The organism is Allobosea sp. 05T422_2 (assembly GCF_056396265.1).
This window is the reverse complement of sequence record NZ_JBFTLD010000152.1, coordinates 1-15298: the sequence shown is the minus strand read 5'-3', so window position 1 is coordinate 15298 and position 15298 is coordinate 1. Positions and strand designations below refer to the sequence as shown.

Here is a 15298-nt window from a genome sequence, read left to right as displayed (position 1 = left end):
CGCGCGACCTGCTCCTTGAGCAGCTCCGGGCTCAGGGCGTCCACTTTAGACAGCGCCACGATCTCGGGCTTCTCGGCCAGGCCCTCGCCATAGGCCTCGAGTTCCTCCCGAACGGTCTTGTAAGCCTTGCCGGCGTGCTCGCTGGTGCCTTCGACCAGATGCAGCAACACGCGGCAGCGCTCGATATGGCCGAGAAAGCGATCGCCGAGCCCATGTCCCTCATGCGCTCCCTCGATCAGGCCAGGAATATCGGCCAACACCATCTCGCGCCCATCGACCCGCACGACACCAAGGCCGGGATGCAGGGTGGTGAAGGGGTAATCGGCGATCTTCGGCTTTGCAGCGGTAACCGTGGCAAGAAAAGTCGACTTGCCGGCATTGGGGAGGCCGACAAGCCCGGCATCGGCGATCAGTTTCAGGCGAAGCCAGACCCAGCGCTCCTCGCCCGGCAGGCCCGGATTGGCATGGCGCGGCGCCTGGTTGGTCGAGGTCTTGAAATAGGCGTTGCCGAAGCCGCCATTGCCGCCCTTGCACAGAACGAAACGCTGGCCGGATTCGGTCAGGTCGGCAATCAAGGTCTCACCGTCTTCATCGAAGACCTGCGTACCCGGCGGCACCTTGAGCACGATCGGCGGGCCATTGGCGCCGTGCCGGTCCTTGCCCATGCCGTGTTCGCCGATCCTGGCTTTGAAATGCTGCTGGAAGCGGAAGTCGATCAGCGTGTTGAGCCCCTGCACGCATTCGATCACGACATCGCCACCGCGTCCGCCGTCGCCGCCATTGGGGCCGCCGAATTCGATGAATTTTTCACGCCGGAAGGAGACGCAGCCCGCGCCGCCGTCGCCGGCCTTCACATAGATCTTGGCTTGGTCGAGGAATTTCATTGCTTCTCAGTAGTGGGCCGCGGGCCGAAGGGCAATGCGGGCGGCTCACGCGGCAAGCCGTGGCGCGGCCATTTCTTCGCGAAGCGCCTGTGCGAAGCGCCGGGCCGCGAGACTAGGGCTAGGCGCGACGATGAGACCGACCGAAAGCTCGAACAGCGGTGGCAGGCCCTCGGCGGCGCCAAGCCGGCGCAGGCTCGGCGGCACCGCACTCTCGGTGATCGCCGTGACGCAGAATCCGGCCTCGACCGCGGAGATCACTCCCGCCGTATGCGAGGAGGAAAAGACCAGCCGATGCGCCCGCCCTGCCCCGGTGAGCGCCGCCAGGACACGAGGGCGCGCCCGGCAGCCTTCGGAAAATAAAGCGAGCGGCAGAACCTCCTGCAATTCCGGGCGATGACCGCGCGCCGCAACCCAGACCAGCGGCTCGCGGCGCAGCGTTTCTCCCTTTGGCCGGACCGGATCCTGCGTGATCACGGCGATATCGAACTCGCCGGCCGCAAGCGCAGGCTCGATCCGTTTCGAGAGATCGCAACGCAGTTCCAGCTCGACACGCGGATGCTCGGCCGCAAATCGTGCGATCAGCGGACGCAAGTAGGCGTCGACATAATCGTCGGGCACGCCGACCCGCAATCGCCCCGTGGCTGCCTCGCCGCCCAGATCGGCCAGCGCTTCGCGCTCGACCGCGAGCAGGCGGCGGGCATGACCGATCAGCCGTTCGCCGGCATCGGTCGGCGTCACCCCACGCCGCGAGYGCTCGAGCAGCTTCTGGCCCAATTGCGCTTCGAGATCCTGGATGCGGACCGAAACCGCCGATTGCGTGCGGCCGAGCCTGACGCTCGCTGCCGTGAAACCGCCGGTCTCGGCGACCGTCACCAGCATATCGAGCGCCGCCAGATCGAAATGAGTCGCCATCGCCTCGCTCCATCGGAATTTCGAATGGAACGATGAGAATAATCCGTTTTTCCGATTGAAGGAAGCACCCTATATCGCCGGCACTGCCCGTCGCGGATGACCCTGATGACCACCCCGAGCCTCGCCCTGTCACGTCCGGCTGCACCCGGCCTTGCCATGTTCGTCGCCCTGATGACAGGCGCGACCTGCATCGGCTTTTCCGGCATCTTCGTGCGCTATGCCGATGTCGGACCGGCCGCCGCCGGCTTCTGGCGCATGCTCTTTGCCCTGCCCGTGCTCGCAGCCTGGACCGCGTTCGAACAGCGCAAGCCCAGATCGGGGGCCGCGCGCTCGGGGAGCTGGTGGCCGATCGCGCTGGCCGGGTTCGCCTTCGCCGTCGACGTGACGCTCTACAATGCCTCGCTCGGCTTCACGACGATCGCCAACGCCTCGCTGCTCGGCAATCTCTCGCCGGTCGTCGTCGTCCTGGCGGCCTGGCTCCTGCTCGGTGAGAAGCCGACCGGGCGCATCCTCGGCGCGCTGTTGCTGGCGATCGGCGGTGCGTTGATGCTGGTGCTGCCGAAATTCGCGTCTTCTACGGCCGCGGCCAGTCCKGGCAGCATTTTCGGCGACAGCCTGGCGGTCGGAGCAGCCTTCTCCTACGCCATCTACATCATCGCCATTCGCCGGGCCCGGGATTTTGCCGATGCCGGGCGCATCGGCCTGATCTCCAGCGCGCTCTGCGCCGTCTTCTGCATCGCGGTCGCGATCCTGCTTGGCGAAACCATCCTGCCGCAGAGTCTGCAGGGCTGGCTTGCGGTCATCGCGCTCGGACTCGTCTCGCATGCGCTGGGCCAGGGTTTGATCACGCTGGCGCTCGGCCAATACGGCGCCAGCGCCGCCTCGCTGGTGATGGTCTGGCCGGCACTGGTCAGCGTTCTCGCTGCCTGGGCGATCTTTGCCGAGCAGCCCTCGCCCGCGCAGGCCTTTGGCGGCGTGGCGATTCTGGCAGCCGTTCTGCTGGTGCGGAAGGGCTGAGATTTGCTGCCGGACCTGGCCCCGCCCCTCTGAAKCGGCCTGAGATTGCTCCCCCAGCCGCGGAGCACAGCAGGGTTCTGCGGCCCGATCTCGAAACTATAGACGCAAAGCCGCTTCCGCTCGGCTCCGTCCTGCCCGTCGTGTCCTGCCCGTCGACCCTACTCCGCCGCAAGCCGCGGCGGCGGCAGCTTTCCACTCATCGCCTTGGCGCTGGCTTCGCCGGGCGATTCCTCATCCCCCATGGGCTCCCAGGCCGATTCATCCTCCGGCTTGCTGAAGAAGCGGCCGAAGAGCCAGCTGAAACCACGGCCGATATCGTCCATCACCGTGTAGAAGGACGGCACGAAGACGAGGCTGAGCACGGTCGAGACGATCAGACCGCCGATCACCGCGATCGCCATCGGCGCGCGGAACTCGCCGCCATCGCCGACGCCATAGGCGGAGGGCAACATGCCCGCCGCCATCGCGATCGTCGTCATCACGATCGGCCGGGCCCGCTTGCGCCCGGCTTCGAGCAGTGAGGTGATCCGGTCCTTGCCGCGGGCGACCTCCTCCACCGCGAAATCGACCAGCATGATCGCGTTCTTGGTGACGATGCCCATCAGCATCAGCAGGCCGATATAGACCGGCATCGAGACCGGGTTATTGGTCGCGAGCAGCGCAATCACCACGCCGCCGAAGGAGAGCGGCAGCGAGAGCAGGATGGTCACCGGCTGGGCGACCGAGCCGAACAGCAGGATCAGCAGCGCGAAGACCAGCATCAGGCCAGTCGTCATCGCCGTGATGAAGCCCTGCACGACCTCGCCCTGGATCTCGGCGTCACCGGTGGCGGCAATCCTGACGCCCGCCGGCAGTCCGACCTCTTTGACGATCTCGTTGAAGGTATCCTGCGCGGTGCCGAGTTCGAAACCACGTTTCAGGTCGGCGCCGATCGCAGCCCGTCGGACGCGGTCATAGCGGTCGATCGAGCTCGGCCCCTCGCCGAAGCCGATATCGGCCACCGCCGTCAGCGGAATCGAGACGCCGCTCGTATTGGTGACACGCAGGGCGGCAATATTCCGGATGTCGGCACGCGCTGCCTCATCGAGCTGGACACGGATCGGCACCAGCCGGTCGCCGGCATTGAACTTGGCAAGATTGGCACCCGCATCGCCGATCGTCGCGATGCGCACCGCTTCCGAGATTGCCTCCGGCGTGACGCCGAGCGTTGCTGCCTGCTCGAGTTTCGGGGTGACGCGGAGCTCCGGCCGGCTGAGTGAGCCAGCGGTCGCGACATTGAGGTAGCCGTCGACCTGGCGCATGCGCGCCTCGATCCGGGCAACCGCCTCGTCGAGCGCATCGCCGTCCTTGGAGAGAATCGAGAACGCCATCTCGCGCTCGCCGCGCTCGTTGACATACCAGGCCCGGGCATCGGGGACGGTGGCGAGCTTCTCGGCGATGACGACCTTCAGGTCCTTTTGCTTGACCGCACGATCGCTCTTTGGCGTCAGCATGATCGTGACCGAGGCGCGCCGGACTTCGCGCTGTCCGGTCGGCGAGGCGCCACCGAGCACGAAGACATGCCTGACCTCGGGAATCGTCTTCAGCGCGTCGACGATCTGGTCGGTCGTGACGCGGGTTTCTTCCAGCGTTGCGCCCGGCGGCAACTCGACGCTGGCGACGACACGCGCAGTGTCCTCCTCCGGGAAGAAGCCCGTCGGCAGCAAGGCCGTCGCCTGGATCGAGGCGAACAGGAAGATGAAGCCGACCACCAGGGTCACATAGGCCATGTTGAATGGCAGCTTGCGCCAGCGCCCCGTCCCATCGAAACGCGGCAGCAACGGCAGGCGGATCCGCGCGAGAGTGAGCCGCAGCAAGCCGACATAGCCGCGCATGAACGGACCAGGCCTGTCATCCTCGTGCTTCACGGGTCGCATCAGATAGGCCGCCATCATCGGCGTGATCAGTCGCGCCACCAGCAGCGAGAACAGCACCGCGATGGCAACCGTCAGGCCGAACTGGCGGAAATACTGCCCGGCGATACCGCCCATGAAGGAGACCGGCGCGAAGATCGCGACGATGGTCAGGGTGATCGCGATGACCGCGAGCCCGATTTCATCGGCCGCCTCCATCGCCGCGCGATAGGGCGATTTGCCCATCTTCATATGGCGCACGATGTTCTCGATCTCGACGATCGCGTCGTCGACCAGGATGCCGGTGACGAGCGTGATTCCGAGCAGACTGACCAGATTGAGCGAGAAGCCCAGCATCTGCATCGCCCAGAAGGTGGGGATGGCCGAAAGCGGTAGTGCGATGGCGGTGATCAGCGTCGCGCGCCAGTTGCGCAGGAAGAGGAAGACGACGAGCACGGCCAGCGCCGCCCCCTCGAACAGCGTCTCCATCGCCGCCTGGTAGTTGCCATGGGTATAGGCGACGGCATCGTCGATCAGCTTCAGCTCGATCGACGGGTAGCGCTTGTTCAGCTCGTCGATGCGCGCTGCAACCACCTGCTTGACCGAGAGCTCGCTCGAACCCTTGGAGCGGAACACCGCGAAGGTGACGACGGGCTGCTTGTCCAGGCGACTGAAGGAACGCGGCTCGGAATTGGAATCCTCGACGCGGCCAAGCTCCTTCAGCCTCACCTCGCGGCCACCGGTGAGCGAGATCTTGGTCTCGGCAAGCTCTGCTACCGTACGTGCACCGGCGAGCGTGCGAATCGCCTGTTCCTGGCCGCCAACCTCGCCGCGCCCACCGGCGAGGTCGACATTGGTCGCCCGAATCTGCCGGTTGACTTCGCCAGCCGTTGTCCCGAGCGCCAGCAACCGGTCGGGATCGAGCGAAATCCTGATCTCGCGATCGACGCCACCGTAGCGATCGACACGGCCAACGCCCTTCAGCCCCTGCAATTCGCGCGCAACGACATCGTCGACATGCCAGGAGAGTTGCTCCAGCGTCATGCCGGGCGACGATGCGCCATAGCTCAGGACCGACTGGCCCTCGACATCGATGCGCTGGATCACCGGCTCGTCGATGGTGCGTGGCAAATCCGCCCTGACCTTGGCGATGGCGTCCTTGACGTCGTTGACCGCCCGGTCGGTGTTCACCTCCAGCCGGAACTCGATCAGGGTGAGCGACTGGCCGTCGGTCAGCGTCGACATCACATGCTTGACGCCCGTGATGTTGGCGACCGCATCCTCGATGCGCTTGCTGACCTGGCTTTCAAGCTCCGCCGGCGCTGCGCCGGCCTGGGTCACTGAGACCGAGACGAAAGGCACGTCGATATTCGGCATCCGCGTGACCGGCAGTGTCGAAAACGACATCACCCCAAGCACGCAGAGCACCACGAAGAGCAGGATGGCCGGGACCGGTTTGCGGATCGACCAGGCAGAGAAATTGATGTTCATTCCGCCGGCCCCGTCAATTCGTCGCGATCGGGGTAACCGCGTCGCCGTCGCGCACGAAAGTGCCCGCGCGCGCGACCACGGTCTCGCCTTCGGCGAGACCGGAGGTGATCTCGATCCGGCCGTTTCCGGTCAGTCCCAGCGTCACCTTCTTGGTGCTGACCTTGCCGTCCTTGACGCTCTGCACCAGCGCTCCATTGCGCGAATAGGTGATGGCGGAGAGCGGTAGGGTGATGCTCGTCTTGCGCCCGGTTTCGATCACCCCGCGAGCAAAGGAGCCAAGCGCGACCGGCGGATTATCCTTAAGGGCGATTCGCACGCGCCCGAGCCGAGACGCCTTGTCGACCTGCGGTGCAATCAACCTGATCTCACCGACGAGCGGCTTCTGGKCTCCCGCCGGCGTGACTGCGACCCTCTGGCCGAGCTTAAGCGAGCTAAGTTCGACCTCCGCGACATCCGCCTCGAGTTCGATCGCACCATCGGCGATGATGCGGAAGAGGGGTTCGGTAGCGGCCAGGGGCGCCATGGCGCCAAGCTTGGCGCGGCGCTGGCTGACGATTCCGGCTGCGGGAGCCTTGATCTCGGTACGCGCGAGCTTCACGGCGATATCGCGCTCCTGCGCCTTGGCCAGCGCAAGATCTGCTGTCGCGATGGCAAGCGCATGCTGCGCCGAGTTGACGCGGGCGACCGTCGTCCTCGCCGCCGCAGACCGGAGATCGAAGGTCTCGATGCTGGCATTGCCCGAATCGCGCAGGGCCTTGGTCCGCTCGAAAGCATTCTCGGCCTGAACACGATTGGCTTCCGCTTCGCTGACCTGGGCCCTGGCCTGGGCGATCGCTGCTTCGGCACGCGCGATCTGTGCCTCGTTTTGGGTGTGAAGGACGTCAAGCGTCGTCCGAGAGAGGCGTGCCAGCACCTGGCCCGCCGTCACGCGGTCCCCCTCTTCCGCAAGGATCTCGACGAGCGCGAAGCCATCGATCTCTGGCGAAACCAGAACCTCGTCGCGCGCGATCATCGAGCCGGAGACCACGACGCTCTGCACGATTTCCGCGGTCGTGGCCGGGGTAACCGTCACGGCCGGGCCATGGGCGGGAGCCGTTGCCTGCGCGGCCGCGCTGGCTGGCGTCTGGGCCGAGGCCGAGACAGACGGCAGCAGCGCCAGGGTCAGCAGGGACAGGGCAGCCAGGCGCGTCAGCGCGAGGGGAAGCGGCAACATGGTGATAACCTTCGAATCAGTCATGGCTGATTTGTGTGTGGGGATTGCAGGCGCATTGCCTGAGCCAATCCGCGCATCGCGGTGAACATCGTCTCGGCAGCAGCTTCGGTGTCGAAATTCGGATCCAAGGCGCGCCGGCAGAAGAAGCCGTCGGCAAGCATCGACATCGCCTGCAGGAAGCGGACCTCGTCGAGATCGGCCGGCAGCTCGCCGCCGTCCTTGGCCGCGGAGACCGCGACCGTCAGGCCTGTCATGACCATGCCGTCGATATCGGCGCACATCGCCGCCATTTCCGGATTGCGTGCGGCTTCCGCCCAGATCTGCAACGCGATGATGGCCTTTTCGCGCGGCTCATCGACGAGATGCCGCCGCGCAAGTGCCTCGAGCTGGTCAAGGAGGTTGCCGGCGCGCGGATCAAGCGCCGCGAAATCTGCGACGATCGAAGCCCGGTCCCGCTCGGCCATCCCAGCGATGATCACGTCCTTGGAGGCGAAGTAGCGGTAAAGATTGCCCGGGCTCATGCCGGCCTCGGCCGCAACGTCATTCATCGTTGCGGCATGGAAACCGGCGCGCGCGAAGACGCGCTCCGCCGCATCGAGGATGCGCGAATGGCGCTCCGTCAGGGCGCGCTCGGAAGAGGCGAAGGCAAAGGGTGGTGGCAAACGAGGAATCCGAAATGAGAATGAACGTTCATTCTCATGACCTATCGTGAACTTGAAGTCAAGAAGCGTGCGCTCCCGGCGGAATCAGGGCGCCGCCATGCAAAAAACACCTGCGCGCCATGCAACCCTGGCGCATGAATTGCTTGCTCGGTCCCGCATGGAACCGCATTGTCAGTTCATGGATGGATGGTGCGCCACTGGGCGCGACCTTGGCGCGTGAGCGATCCGAAGCCCGTGATGAACGATCAGCCCTTTCGTCTCAGCGCTGCCCGCAAGCTCCGCTCCCCCCTTCGCCCCAGCAGGAACAGGCCGGCACCGAAGCCTGTCCTGATCGTCCTGCACCAGGAACATTCGACCTCCGGCCGGGTCGGCCGCCTTCTGGCGGCGCGGGGGCACGCGCTCGATATCCGCAAGCCGCGCTTCGGCRATCCGCTCCCGGTGACCATGCGCGATCATGCCGGCGCCGTGATCTTCGGCGGCCCGATGAGCGCCAACGACCCCGATGATTTCGTCAAGGCCGAGATCGACTGGATCGGCACCTGCCTGAAGGAAGAGGCCCCCTTTCTCGGCATCTGCCTGGGCGCCCAGATGCTCACGCGACATCTGGGCGGCACCGTCTACACGCACCCGCAGGGCCGGGCCGAGATCGGCTATTACGATCTTGCGCTGACGGAAGCCGGGCATTCGCATGCGAGCGAGGCCGGCTTCGCCTGGCCCTCGACCGTGTACCAATGGCATCGCGAGGGCTTCGATTGCCCTAGCGGCGCCGAATGCCTCGCAACCGGGGGCGATTTCCCGGTCCAGGCCATTCGCTCGGGCCCCAAGGCCTATGGCATCCAGTTTCATCCCGAGGTGACCCCGGCGATGATGTGCCGCTGGTCGGTGCGCGCGCATGAGCGCACCCTGATGCCCGGGGCCCAGCTGCGCCATCAGCATCTCGAAGGCTGGTATCGCTATGATCCCGCCGTCAGGGCCTGGCTCGACGGCTTCCTCGACCACTGGCTGCACGTGCCGGTGGATGGAGAGACCTCCCTCGCATGACCCGTACCTCGCTTGTCCTCGGCGCCGGCATTGTCGGCGTCTCCTGTGCGCTCGCGCTGCAGAAACGCGGCTTCATGGTCACCCTGATCGACCGGCGCGAGCCCGGCAGCGAAACCTCCTACGGCAATGCCGGCGTGGTCAGCCCGACCTCCGTCGTCCCGCTCAACAATCCCTCGCTCTGGAAGAGCCTGCCGAACTATCTCGGCAACCAGCACGCTGCCGTGCGCTATCGCTGGGGCCACCTGCTGCGGAATCCCGGCTGGGTCCTGCGCTTCCTCGCCGAGACGCGCCCATCCCGTCTCGCGCCGCGCGTTGCCGCACTCCAGGGTCTGACGGCTCAGGCCCTGACCTTGCACAAGGCGTGGATGGCAGAGGCTGGAATCAGCCATCGCCTGCGTGAAACCGGTACGCTGAAGCTCTGGCGCAGCGAGGCCGGTCAACAGGCTGCCCGCACCGAGCAGCAGTGGCTCGAGGATCATGGCTTTCGTGCCGACTATCTCGATCGGCAGGCCCTTTCGGCGGTCGAGCCCGATCTCAACCCGATCTTTTCGGCCGGCCTGTGGTTGCGGGACAACGGCTCGGTCGACTGGCCGCAGGCCGTGGTCGCAGCCTATGCGGCGCTCTTCGCCGCGCGCGGCGGCAAGATCGTCCGCGCCGCCGCCTCAGGGCTCTCCAGGACACCCCAGGGCTGGCGCGCTACGACCGATTCCGGCAGCTTCGATGCCGGAATCGCCGTGGTCGCGCTCGGCCCATGGAGCACCGACCTGCTGCACCCGCTCGGGCTGAGCGTCCCGCTCAATGTCGAGCGCGGTTATCACCGCCATTACAAGGCAGGCGACGGGCGCAGCCTTTCGCGCCCGTTCTACGACGTCGAATCCGCCTACTTCCTCGCGCCGATGGAAAAGGGCTACCGTCTGACCAGCGGTGTCGAGCTCGCAAACCGGGATGCGCCTTCGAATTTCGCGCAGATCGACGCCGTCCTGCCACGGGCGAAGGAAGCATTTGACCTGACCGAGGCGACCGAAGCCACGACCTGGCGCGGAGCCAGGCCGACCCTGCCCGATTCATTGCCGATGATCGGGGAAGCGCCGCGGAATCCCGGTCTCTGGCTCGCCTTCGGCAGCCAGCATATCGGCTTTGCGACGGGGCCCGTCACCGGCGAAATCCTGGCTGCGCAGATCTGCGGCGAGAAGCCGATCGCCGATCCGGCCCCATTCGCGCCGACGCGATATCTCTGATCCCGAGGATCCGGTCGCGCGCCCAGGCGAGCCCGATATCGCCAATCAGTCTCCGGCGCATCGGGCGAGAGCCGAAGCCTCTCCCCGAAATGCGCCCAGGACGCCTAAGCCGGCGCAGGCCGTCGCGTCAGACGACCACCCCGTCGAATGAGTGGCGCCTCAGACCTGCCGCGCCACCATCATCTTCTTGATCTCTGCGATCGCCTTGGCCGGGTTCAGGCCCTTCGGGCAGGCATTGGCGCAGTTCATGATCGTGTGGCAGCGATAGAGCCGGAAGGGGTCTTCCAGGTCGTCGAGGCGCTCGCCGGTGGCCTCATCGCGGGAGTCGATCAGCCAGCGATAGGCCTGAAGCAGCACGGCAGGACCGAGATAGCGGTCGCCATTCCACCAGTAGCTCGGGCAGGACGTCGAGCAGCAGGCGCAGAGGATACACTCATAAAGGCCGTCGAGCTTCTCGCGGTCCTCCTTGCCCTGCGCCCACTCCTTCTCCGGCGCCGGCGTCGTGGTCTTGAGCCAGGGCTCGACCGAAGCGTGCTGCGCATAGAAGCGTGTGAGGTCCGGCACCAGATCCTTGATCACCGGCATATGCGGCAGCGGATAGATCGCGACCTTGCCCTTCGAGCCGCACTCATCGATGCCAGTGGTGCAGGCCAGCCCGTTCTTGCCGTCCATATTCATGGCGCAGGAGCCGCAGATGCCCTCGCGGCAGGAGCGCCGGAAGGTCAGCGTCGGGTCGATCTTGTTCTTGATCCAGATCAGCGCGTCGAGGACCATCGGTCCGCAATCCTCGCGGTCGACATAATAGGTGTCGGTGCGCGGATTCTCGCCGGTATCCGGRTTCCAGCGATAAACCTTGAACTCGGTCAGYTTCTTGGCGCCGGCCGGCTTCGGCCAGGCCTTGCCTTCGGTCAGTCGTGAGTTCGCGGGGAGATTGAATTCGGCCATCGGTCAGATCGTCCTCAATACACCCGCGCCTTGGGCTTGATGTACTCGATATCGTTCGAGAGCGTGTAGGTATGAACCGGGCGGTCGTCGAGCGTGACGGTCCGCTTCTCGTCGTCGATCCAGGACAGGGTGTGCTTCATCCAGTCCTTGTCGTCGCGTTCCGGATAGTCCTCGCGGGCATGGGCGCCGCGGCTTTCCGGTCGGTTCAGCGCCGAATCCATGGTGACGACGGCCTGCGTGATCAGGTTGTCGAACTCGAGCGTCTCGACCAGATCCGAATTCCAGATCAGCGAACGGTCGGTGGTCGCGATGTCGGAGGCACCGGCCCAGACCTCGTGGATCAGCTTGTGGCCTTCCTGCAGCGTTTCGCCGGTGCGGTAGACGGCGCAGTTGTCCTGCATCGTCTTCTGCATGCGGTTGCGCAACTCCGCCGTCGGGGTGCCGCCCGAGGCATTGCGGAACTTGTCGAGGCGGGTCAGCGCGAGATCGGCCGAGGACTTCGGCAGCTCGGGCTGCTTTTCGCCCGGCGTCACGATTTCGGCGCAGCGCAAGCCGGCGGCACGTCCGAAGACGACCAGATCGATCAGCGAGTTCGAGCCGAGGCGGTTGGCGCCATGCACCGAGACGCAGGCCGCTTCGCCGATCGCCATCAGGCCAGGCACCACGGTATCGGGATTGCCGTCGACCTTGGTCAGCACCTCGCCATGATAGTTCGTCGGGATGCCGCCCATGTTGTAGTGCACCGTCGGCAGGACCGGGATCGGCTCGCGGGTGACGTCGACACCGGCGAAGATCTTGGCGCTCTCCGAGATGCCCGGCAGGCGCTCGTGCAGGATCTTCGGGTCGAGATGGTCGAGATGCAGGTAGATGTGGTCACCGTTCTTGCCGACGCCGCGTCCGCCACGAATCTCCATGGTCATTGAACGCGAGACGACGTCGCGAGAAGCCAGATCCTTGGCGGAGGGAGCGTAACGCTCCATGAAGCGCTCGCCCTCGGAATTGGTGAGATAACCGCCCTCGCCGCGAGCCCCCTCGGTGATCAGGCAGCCGGCGCCATAGATGCCGGTCGGGTGGAACTGCACGAACTCCATGTCCTGCAGCGGCAGGCCGGCACGCAGCACCATGCCGCCACCGTCGCCGGTGCAGGTATGGGCCGAAGTCGCCGAGAAATAGGCGCGGCCATAGCCGCCGGTCGCCATGATCGCCATCTTCGAGCGGAAGCGATGCAGCGTGCCGTCATCGAGCTTGAGCGCGATCACGCCGCGGCAGACGCCATCCTCGTCCATGATCAGGTCGATGGCGAAATATTCGATGAAGAACTCGGTGTTGTAGCGCAGCGCCTGGCCATAGAGCGTGTGCAGCATGGCGTGGCCGGTGCGGTCGGCGGCAGCGCAGGTGCGCTGGGCCGGAGGACCGTTGCCGAAATCGGTGGTCATGCCGCCGAAGGGACGCTGATAGATCTTGCCGTCCTCGGTGCGCGAGAACGGCACGCCCCAATGCTCGAGCTCATAGACGGCCGCCGGCGCATTGCGCACGAGATACTCGATCGCATCCTGGTCGCCGAGCCAGTCCGACCCCTTGACGGTGTCGTACATGTGCCACTGCCAGGTGTCCTTGCCCATGTTGCCAAGCGAAGCGGCAACGCCGCCCTGCGCCGCGACGGTGTGCGAGCGGGTCGGGAACACCTTGGAGATACAGGCAGTCCTCAGGCCCGCCTGCGAGCAGCCGACCGTCGCGCGCAGTCCCGCGCCGCCGGCGCCGACAACCACGACGTCGAAGGTGTGATCGGTGATCGGATAGGCCTGGCCTGTATAGGCCGGGACCGATTGGGCTCTGGTGATCGCCATCGGGTTCAGCCTCCGAAAGAGAGTTTCAGGATCGCGAAGACGCAAGCTGCGCCGATCGCGATCGCAAAGAAGGTGTTGGCCATCACGGCGAGGATCTTCAACCCTTCGTGGTGGACATAGTCCTCGATCACGACCTGCATGCCGAGACGCATATGGACCGCGCCCGACAGGGTGAAGAGCAGCATCAGGATCGCGACCAGCGGGTGCGAGAGCGTCGCGACAGCAGCCGCATAGGGCTTGCCGAAGAGCGAGATCACAACGCCGAGGAAGATGATCGTCAGAAAGACGTTCGCCACGGCGGTGACGCGCTGCAGCCAGAAATGRCCGGTGCCGGACTTGGCCGAGCCGAGACCGCGAACGCGGCCGAGCGGGGTACGCATGGAAGAATTTGACGACATGACGAAACTCCTCAGCGCATCGCGTAGGCGACGATCCAGAGCAGGATCGTCAGGCCCGCCGAGACGAAGACGCTGTACTTCGCCATATTCATGCGCGTCTCGGGGTCGTAGCCGTACCCCATGTCCCAGACGAAATGGCGCAGGCCGCCGACCATGTGGTGCAGCAGCGCAAAGGAATAGCCGAACAGCACGAGGCGCCCCAGGAAGGAGCCGGCGATCGCCTGAGCCGTTTCATAGGCCCCCGGCCCCGAGGCGGCGGCCACGAGCCAGGCGGCGATGAGGACCGTGCCGGCATAGAGCGCCGAGCCGGTGACGCGATGCGCGATCGACATCGCCATGGTCCAGGACCAGCGGTAGATTTGCAGATGCGGCGAAAGCGGGCGCGCGATCGGTTTGGTTTGGGCCAAGGTGAACTCTCCGACTCTGCGGCCCGCCGGGGGCCCGATCCATTTGGGAATGGTTCTAGAGTGATTGGCTCTCTATAGAAACCGTTCCCGCGCTGCAATGCGAGGCAGCGAATCGGTGGTTACATAAATCTCAATCTGTAACTTTATGCTTACGCGTCAGCGCGGCAACAGCACCCAATAATCGAGATCGAGGATGACACCACCGGCATATTGATCGCCCAGCTTCAAGGGGTACTCCCCGCAAGGCAGGTTCTTGGTCGCGACGAGACGCAGACGCAGGGCGCCGACATCGCTGCGGCCCGGCAACTCGGCCTTCTCCAGCACCTCGCTCCAGGCATAGACCGTATCGCCCGCGAAAAGTGGCGCGACATGCCTGCCACCATTGATCGCCGCGATGTGAAGGCCGTTTCCGAGACCGTTGTACGATAGGGCACGGGCCAGGCTGATGACATGGCCGCCATAGATCAATCTCTTGCCGAAACGCGTCTCGCGCGCGCCGTAGGCGTCGAAATGCACCTTTGCGGTGTTCTGGTAGAGACGGGTGGCAAGCTGATGCTCGGCTTCCTCCACGGTCATGCCGTCGACATGGTCGATGCGTTCGCCGACCGCATAATGGCCCCAGCGAAACGCCGAGCCCGCGAGCGCATCGTCATAGGCGGTGAGATCGAGTGTCGGGCAGCCCTCGCCAAGCTCTTCGGGAGCGACGACCTTCGGAAGTTCGGGCACCTGCTCGGCATGCGCCGGGGCTCCCGGTTCGCGTTTGCGCACCAGCACCCAGCGCGCATAGCTCAGCACGATTTCGCCCAGTTGGTTCCGGCCGATCGAGCGGACATAGACGATGCCGGCATCGCCCGCCGAGGTCTGCTTCAGGCCGATCACCTCCGAGGTGGTCGACAAGGTGTCGCCCGGATAGACCGGCCTGAGGAAGCGCCCATCCGCATAGCCGAGATTGGCGACGGCATTCAGCGAGACGTCCGGCACCGTCTTGCCGAAGACGATGTGGAAGACCAGCAGATCGTCGACCGGCGCCGCGGGATATCCTACCGCGCGTGCAAAACTGTCCGAAGACTGCACGGCGAAGCGCGACCCATAGAGCGCCGTATAGAGCGAGACGTCGCCGCTGGTCACGGTCCGTGGCGTGGCATGGACGATCGTCTCGCCCAGCCGGAAATCCTCGAAAAAGCGGCCAGGGCTGGTTTTGGAAGCGGGCAGCGTCGCAGTCTGGGACATCGGCGTCTCGCGTCTGGTTAGGCAGGCGGATTGTGCGCTGCCGTGAGACTCTGCGTCCAGCCCCGAGCCGCTGCGACGATGGGGTAATGCGCACGCCCGGAATGGTCGGCCGAGCGTCGAC

13 protein-coding genes are annotated in these 15298 nt (G+C 65.4%); 3 read left to right on the top strand and 10 right to left on the bottom strand.

From position 1 onward, the window contains the following. Together obgE and AC1DJT_RS23015 are read right to left on the bottom strand one after the other, a co-directional pair. Nucleotides 1-884: GTPase ObgE (gene obgE / locus AC1DJT_RS23020; protein WP_476834933.1), on the bottom strand; the 884-nt coding region annotated here is incomplete at its 3' end. A gap of 45 nt (nucleotides 885-929) precedes the next feature. Next, nucleotides 930-1796 (bottom strand): LysR family transcriptional regulator, encoded by an 867-nt coding sequence (locus AC1DJT_RS23015; RefSeq protein ID WP_476834932.1) that lies wholly within the window; start codon nucleotides 1794-1796, stop codon nucleotides 930-932. Nucleotides 1797-1901: 105 nt separating this feature from the next. Here AC1DJT_RS23015 and AC1DJT_RS23010 point away from each other — a divergent pair, with 105 nt between their 5' ends. Then, nucleotides 1902-2813: a DMT family transporter gene (locus AC1DJT_RS23010; RefSeq protein ID WP_441492732.1), complete on the top strand. Its 912-nt coding sequence runs from the start codon at nucleotides 1902-1904 to the stop codon at nucleotides 2811-2813. Nucleotides 2814-2971: 158 nt separating this feature from the next. Here AC1DJT_RS23010 and AC1DJT_RS23005 read toward each other — a convergent pair whose 3' ends face one another. From AC1DJT_RS23005 to AC1DJT_RS22995, 3 genes are read right to left on the bottom strand one after another with little or no spacing between them, the layout of a single operon-like run. Further along, nucleotides 2972-6196 (bottom strand): efflux RND transporter permease subunit, encoded by a 3225-nt coding sequence (locus AC1DJT_RS23005; RefSeq protein WP_441492731.1) that lies wholly within the window; start codon nucleotides 6194-6196, stop codon nucleotides 2972-2974. Nucleotides 6197-6209: 13 nt separating this feature from the next. Continuing rightward, nucleotides 6210-7409 carry an efflux RND transporter periplasmic adaptor subunit gene (locus tag AC1DJT_RS23000; protein WP_476834931.1) on the bottom strand — a complete coding sequence of 400 codons (1200 nt, stop codon included), beginning with the start codon at nucleotides 7407-7409 and terminating at the stop codon, nucleotides 6210-6212. Nucleotides 7410-7429: 20 nt separating this feature from the next. Further along, nucleotides 7430-8071, bottom strand: a complete 642-nt coding sequence (locus AC1DJT_RS22995; protein ID WP_441492729.1) for a TetR/AcrR family transcriptional regulator — start codon at nucleotides 8069-8071, stop codon at nucleotides 7430-7432. 237 nt (nucleotides 8072-8308) lie between these two features. Here AC1DJT_RS22995 and AC1DJT_RS22990 point away from each other — a divergent pair, with 237 nt between their 5' ends. Further along, the gene (locus tag AC1DJT_RS22990) at nucleotides 8309-9112 is read left to right on the top strand and encodes a glutamine amidotransferase (protein ID WP_476834930.1); all 804 of its coding nucleotides are present in this window, start codon (nucleotides 8309-8311) and stop codon (nucleotides 9110-9112) included. After that, nucleotides 9109-10350 (top strand): NAD(P)/FAD-dependent oxidoreductase, encoded by a 1242-nt coding sequence (locus tag AC1DJT_RS22985; RefSeq protein WP_441507428.1) that lies wholly within the window; start codon nucleotides 9109-9111, stop codon nucleotides 10348-10350. The genes AC1DJT_RS22990 and AC1DJT_RS22985 overlap by 4 nt, the downstream gene beginning before the upstream one ends. 159 nt (nucleotides 10351-10509) lie before the next feature. Here AC1DJT_RS22985 and AC1DJT_RS22980 read toward each other — a convergent pair whose 3' ends face one another. The 5 genes from AC1DJT_RS22980 to AC1DJT_RS22960 form a co-directional block, all read right to left on the bottom strand. After that, nucleotides 10510-11295, bottom strand: coding sequence for a succinate dehydrogenase iron-sulfur subunit (locus AC1DJT_RS22980; RefSeq protein ID WP_069878688.1), 786 nt, complete (start codon nucleotides 11293-11295; stop codon nucleotides 10510-10512). 14 nt (nucleotides 11296-11309) lie between these two features. Further along, nucleotides 11310-13142: a succinate dehydrogenase flavoprotein subunit gene (sdhA, locus tag AC1DJT_RS22975; RefSeq protein WP_043242101.1), complete on the bottom strand. Its 1833-nt coding sequence runs from the start codon at nucleotides 13140-13142 to the stop codon at nucleotides 11310-11312. Between the two features lie 5 nt (nucleotides 13143-13147). After that, nucleotides 13148-13540: a succinate dehydrogenase, hydrophobic membrane anchor protein gene (gene sdhD / locus AC1DJT_RS22970; RefSeq protein ID WP_069878686.1), complete on the bottom strand. Its 393-nt coding sequence runs from the start codon at nucleotides 13538-13540 to the stop codon at nucleotides 13148-13150. Between the two features lie 11 nt (nucleotides 13541-13551). After that, on the bottom strand, nucleotides 13552-13947 hold the full coding sequence (gene sdhC, locus AC1DJT_RS22965; protein WP_441507429.1) for a succinate dehydrogenase, cytochrome b556 subunit: 396 nt from the start codon (nucleotides 13945-13947) through the stop codon (nucleotides 13552-13554). Nucleotides 13948-14103: 156 nt separating this feature from the next. After that, nucleotides 14104-15177 (bottom strand): MaoC family dehydratase, encoded by a 1074-nt coding sequence (locus AC1DJT_RS22960; protein WP_476767833.1) that lies wholly within the window; start codon nucleotides 15175-15177, stop codon nucleotides 14104-14106. Nucleotides 15178-15298: the final 121 nt, after the last annotated feature.

Excerpts from the sequence above, each read along its gene's own strand:
- AC1DJT_RS23005 (WP_441492731.1), bottom strand. The coding sequence starts at position 6,196 with ATGAACATCAATTTCTCTGCCTGGTCGATCCGCAAACCGGTCCCGGCC.
- AC1DJT_RS22985 (WP_441507428.1), top strand. The coding sequence starts at position 9,109 with ATGACCCGTACCTCGCTTGTCCTCGGCGCCGGCATTGTCGGCGTCTCC.
- sdhA (WP_043242101.1), bottom strand. The coding sequence starts at position 13,142 with ATGGCGATCACCAGAGCCCAATCGGTCCCGGCCTATACAGGCCAGGCC.
- AC1DJT_RS22960 (WP_476767833.1), bottom strand. The coding sequence starts at position 15,177 with ATGTCCCAGACTGCGACGCTGCCCGCTTCCAAAACCAGCCCTGGCCGC.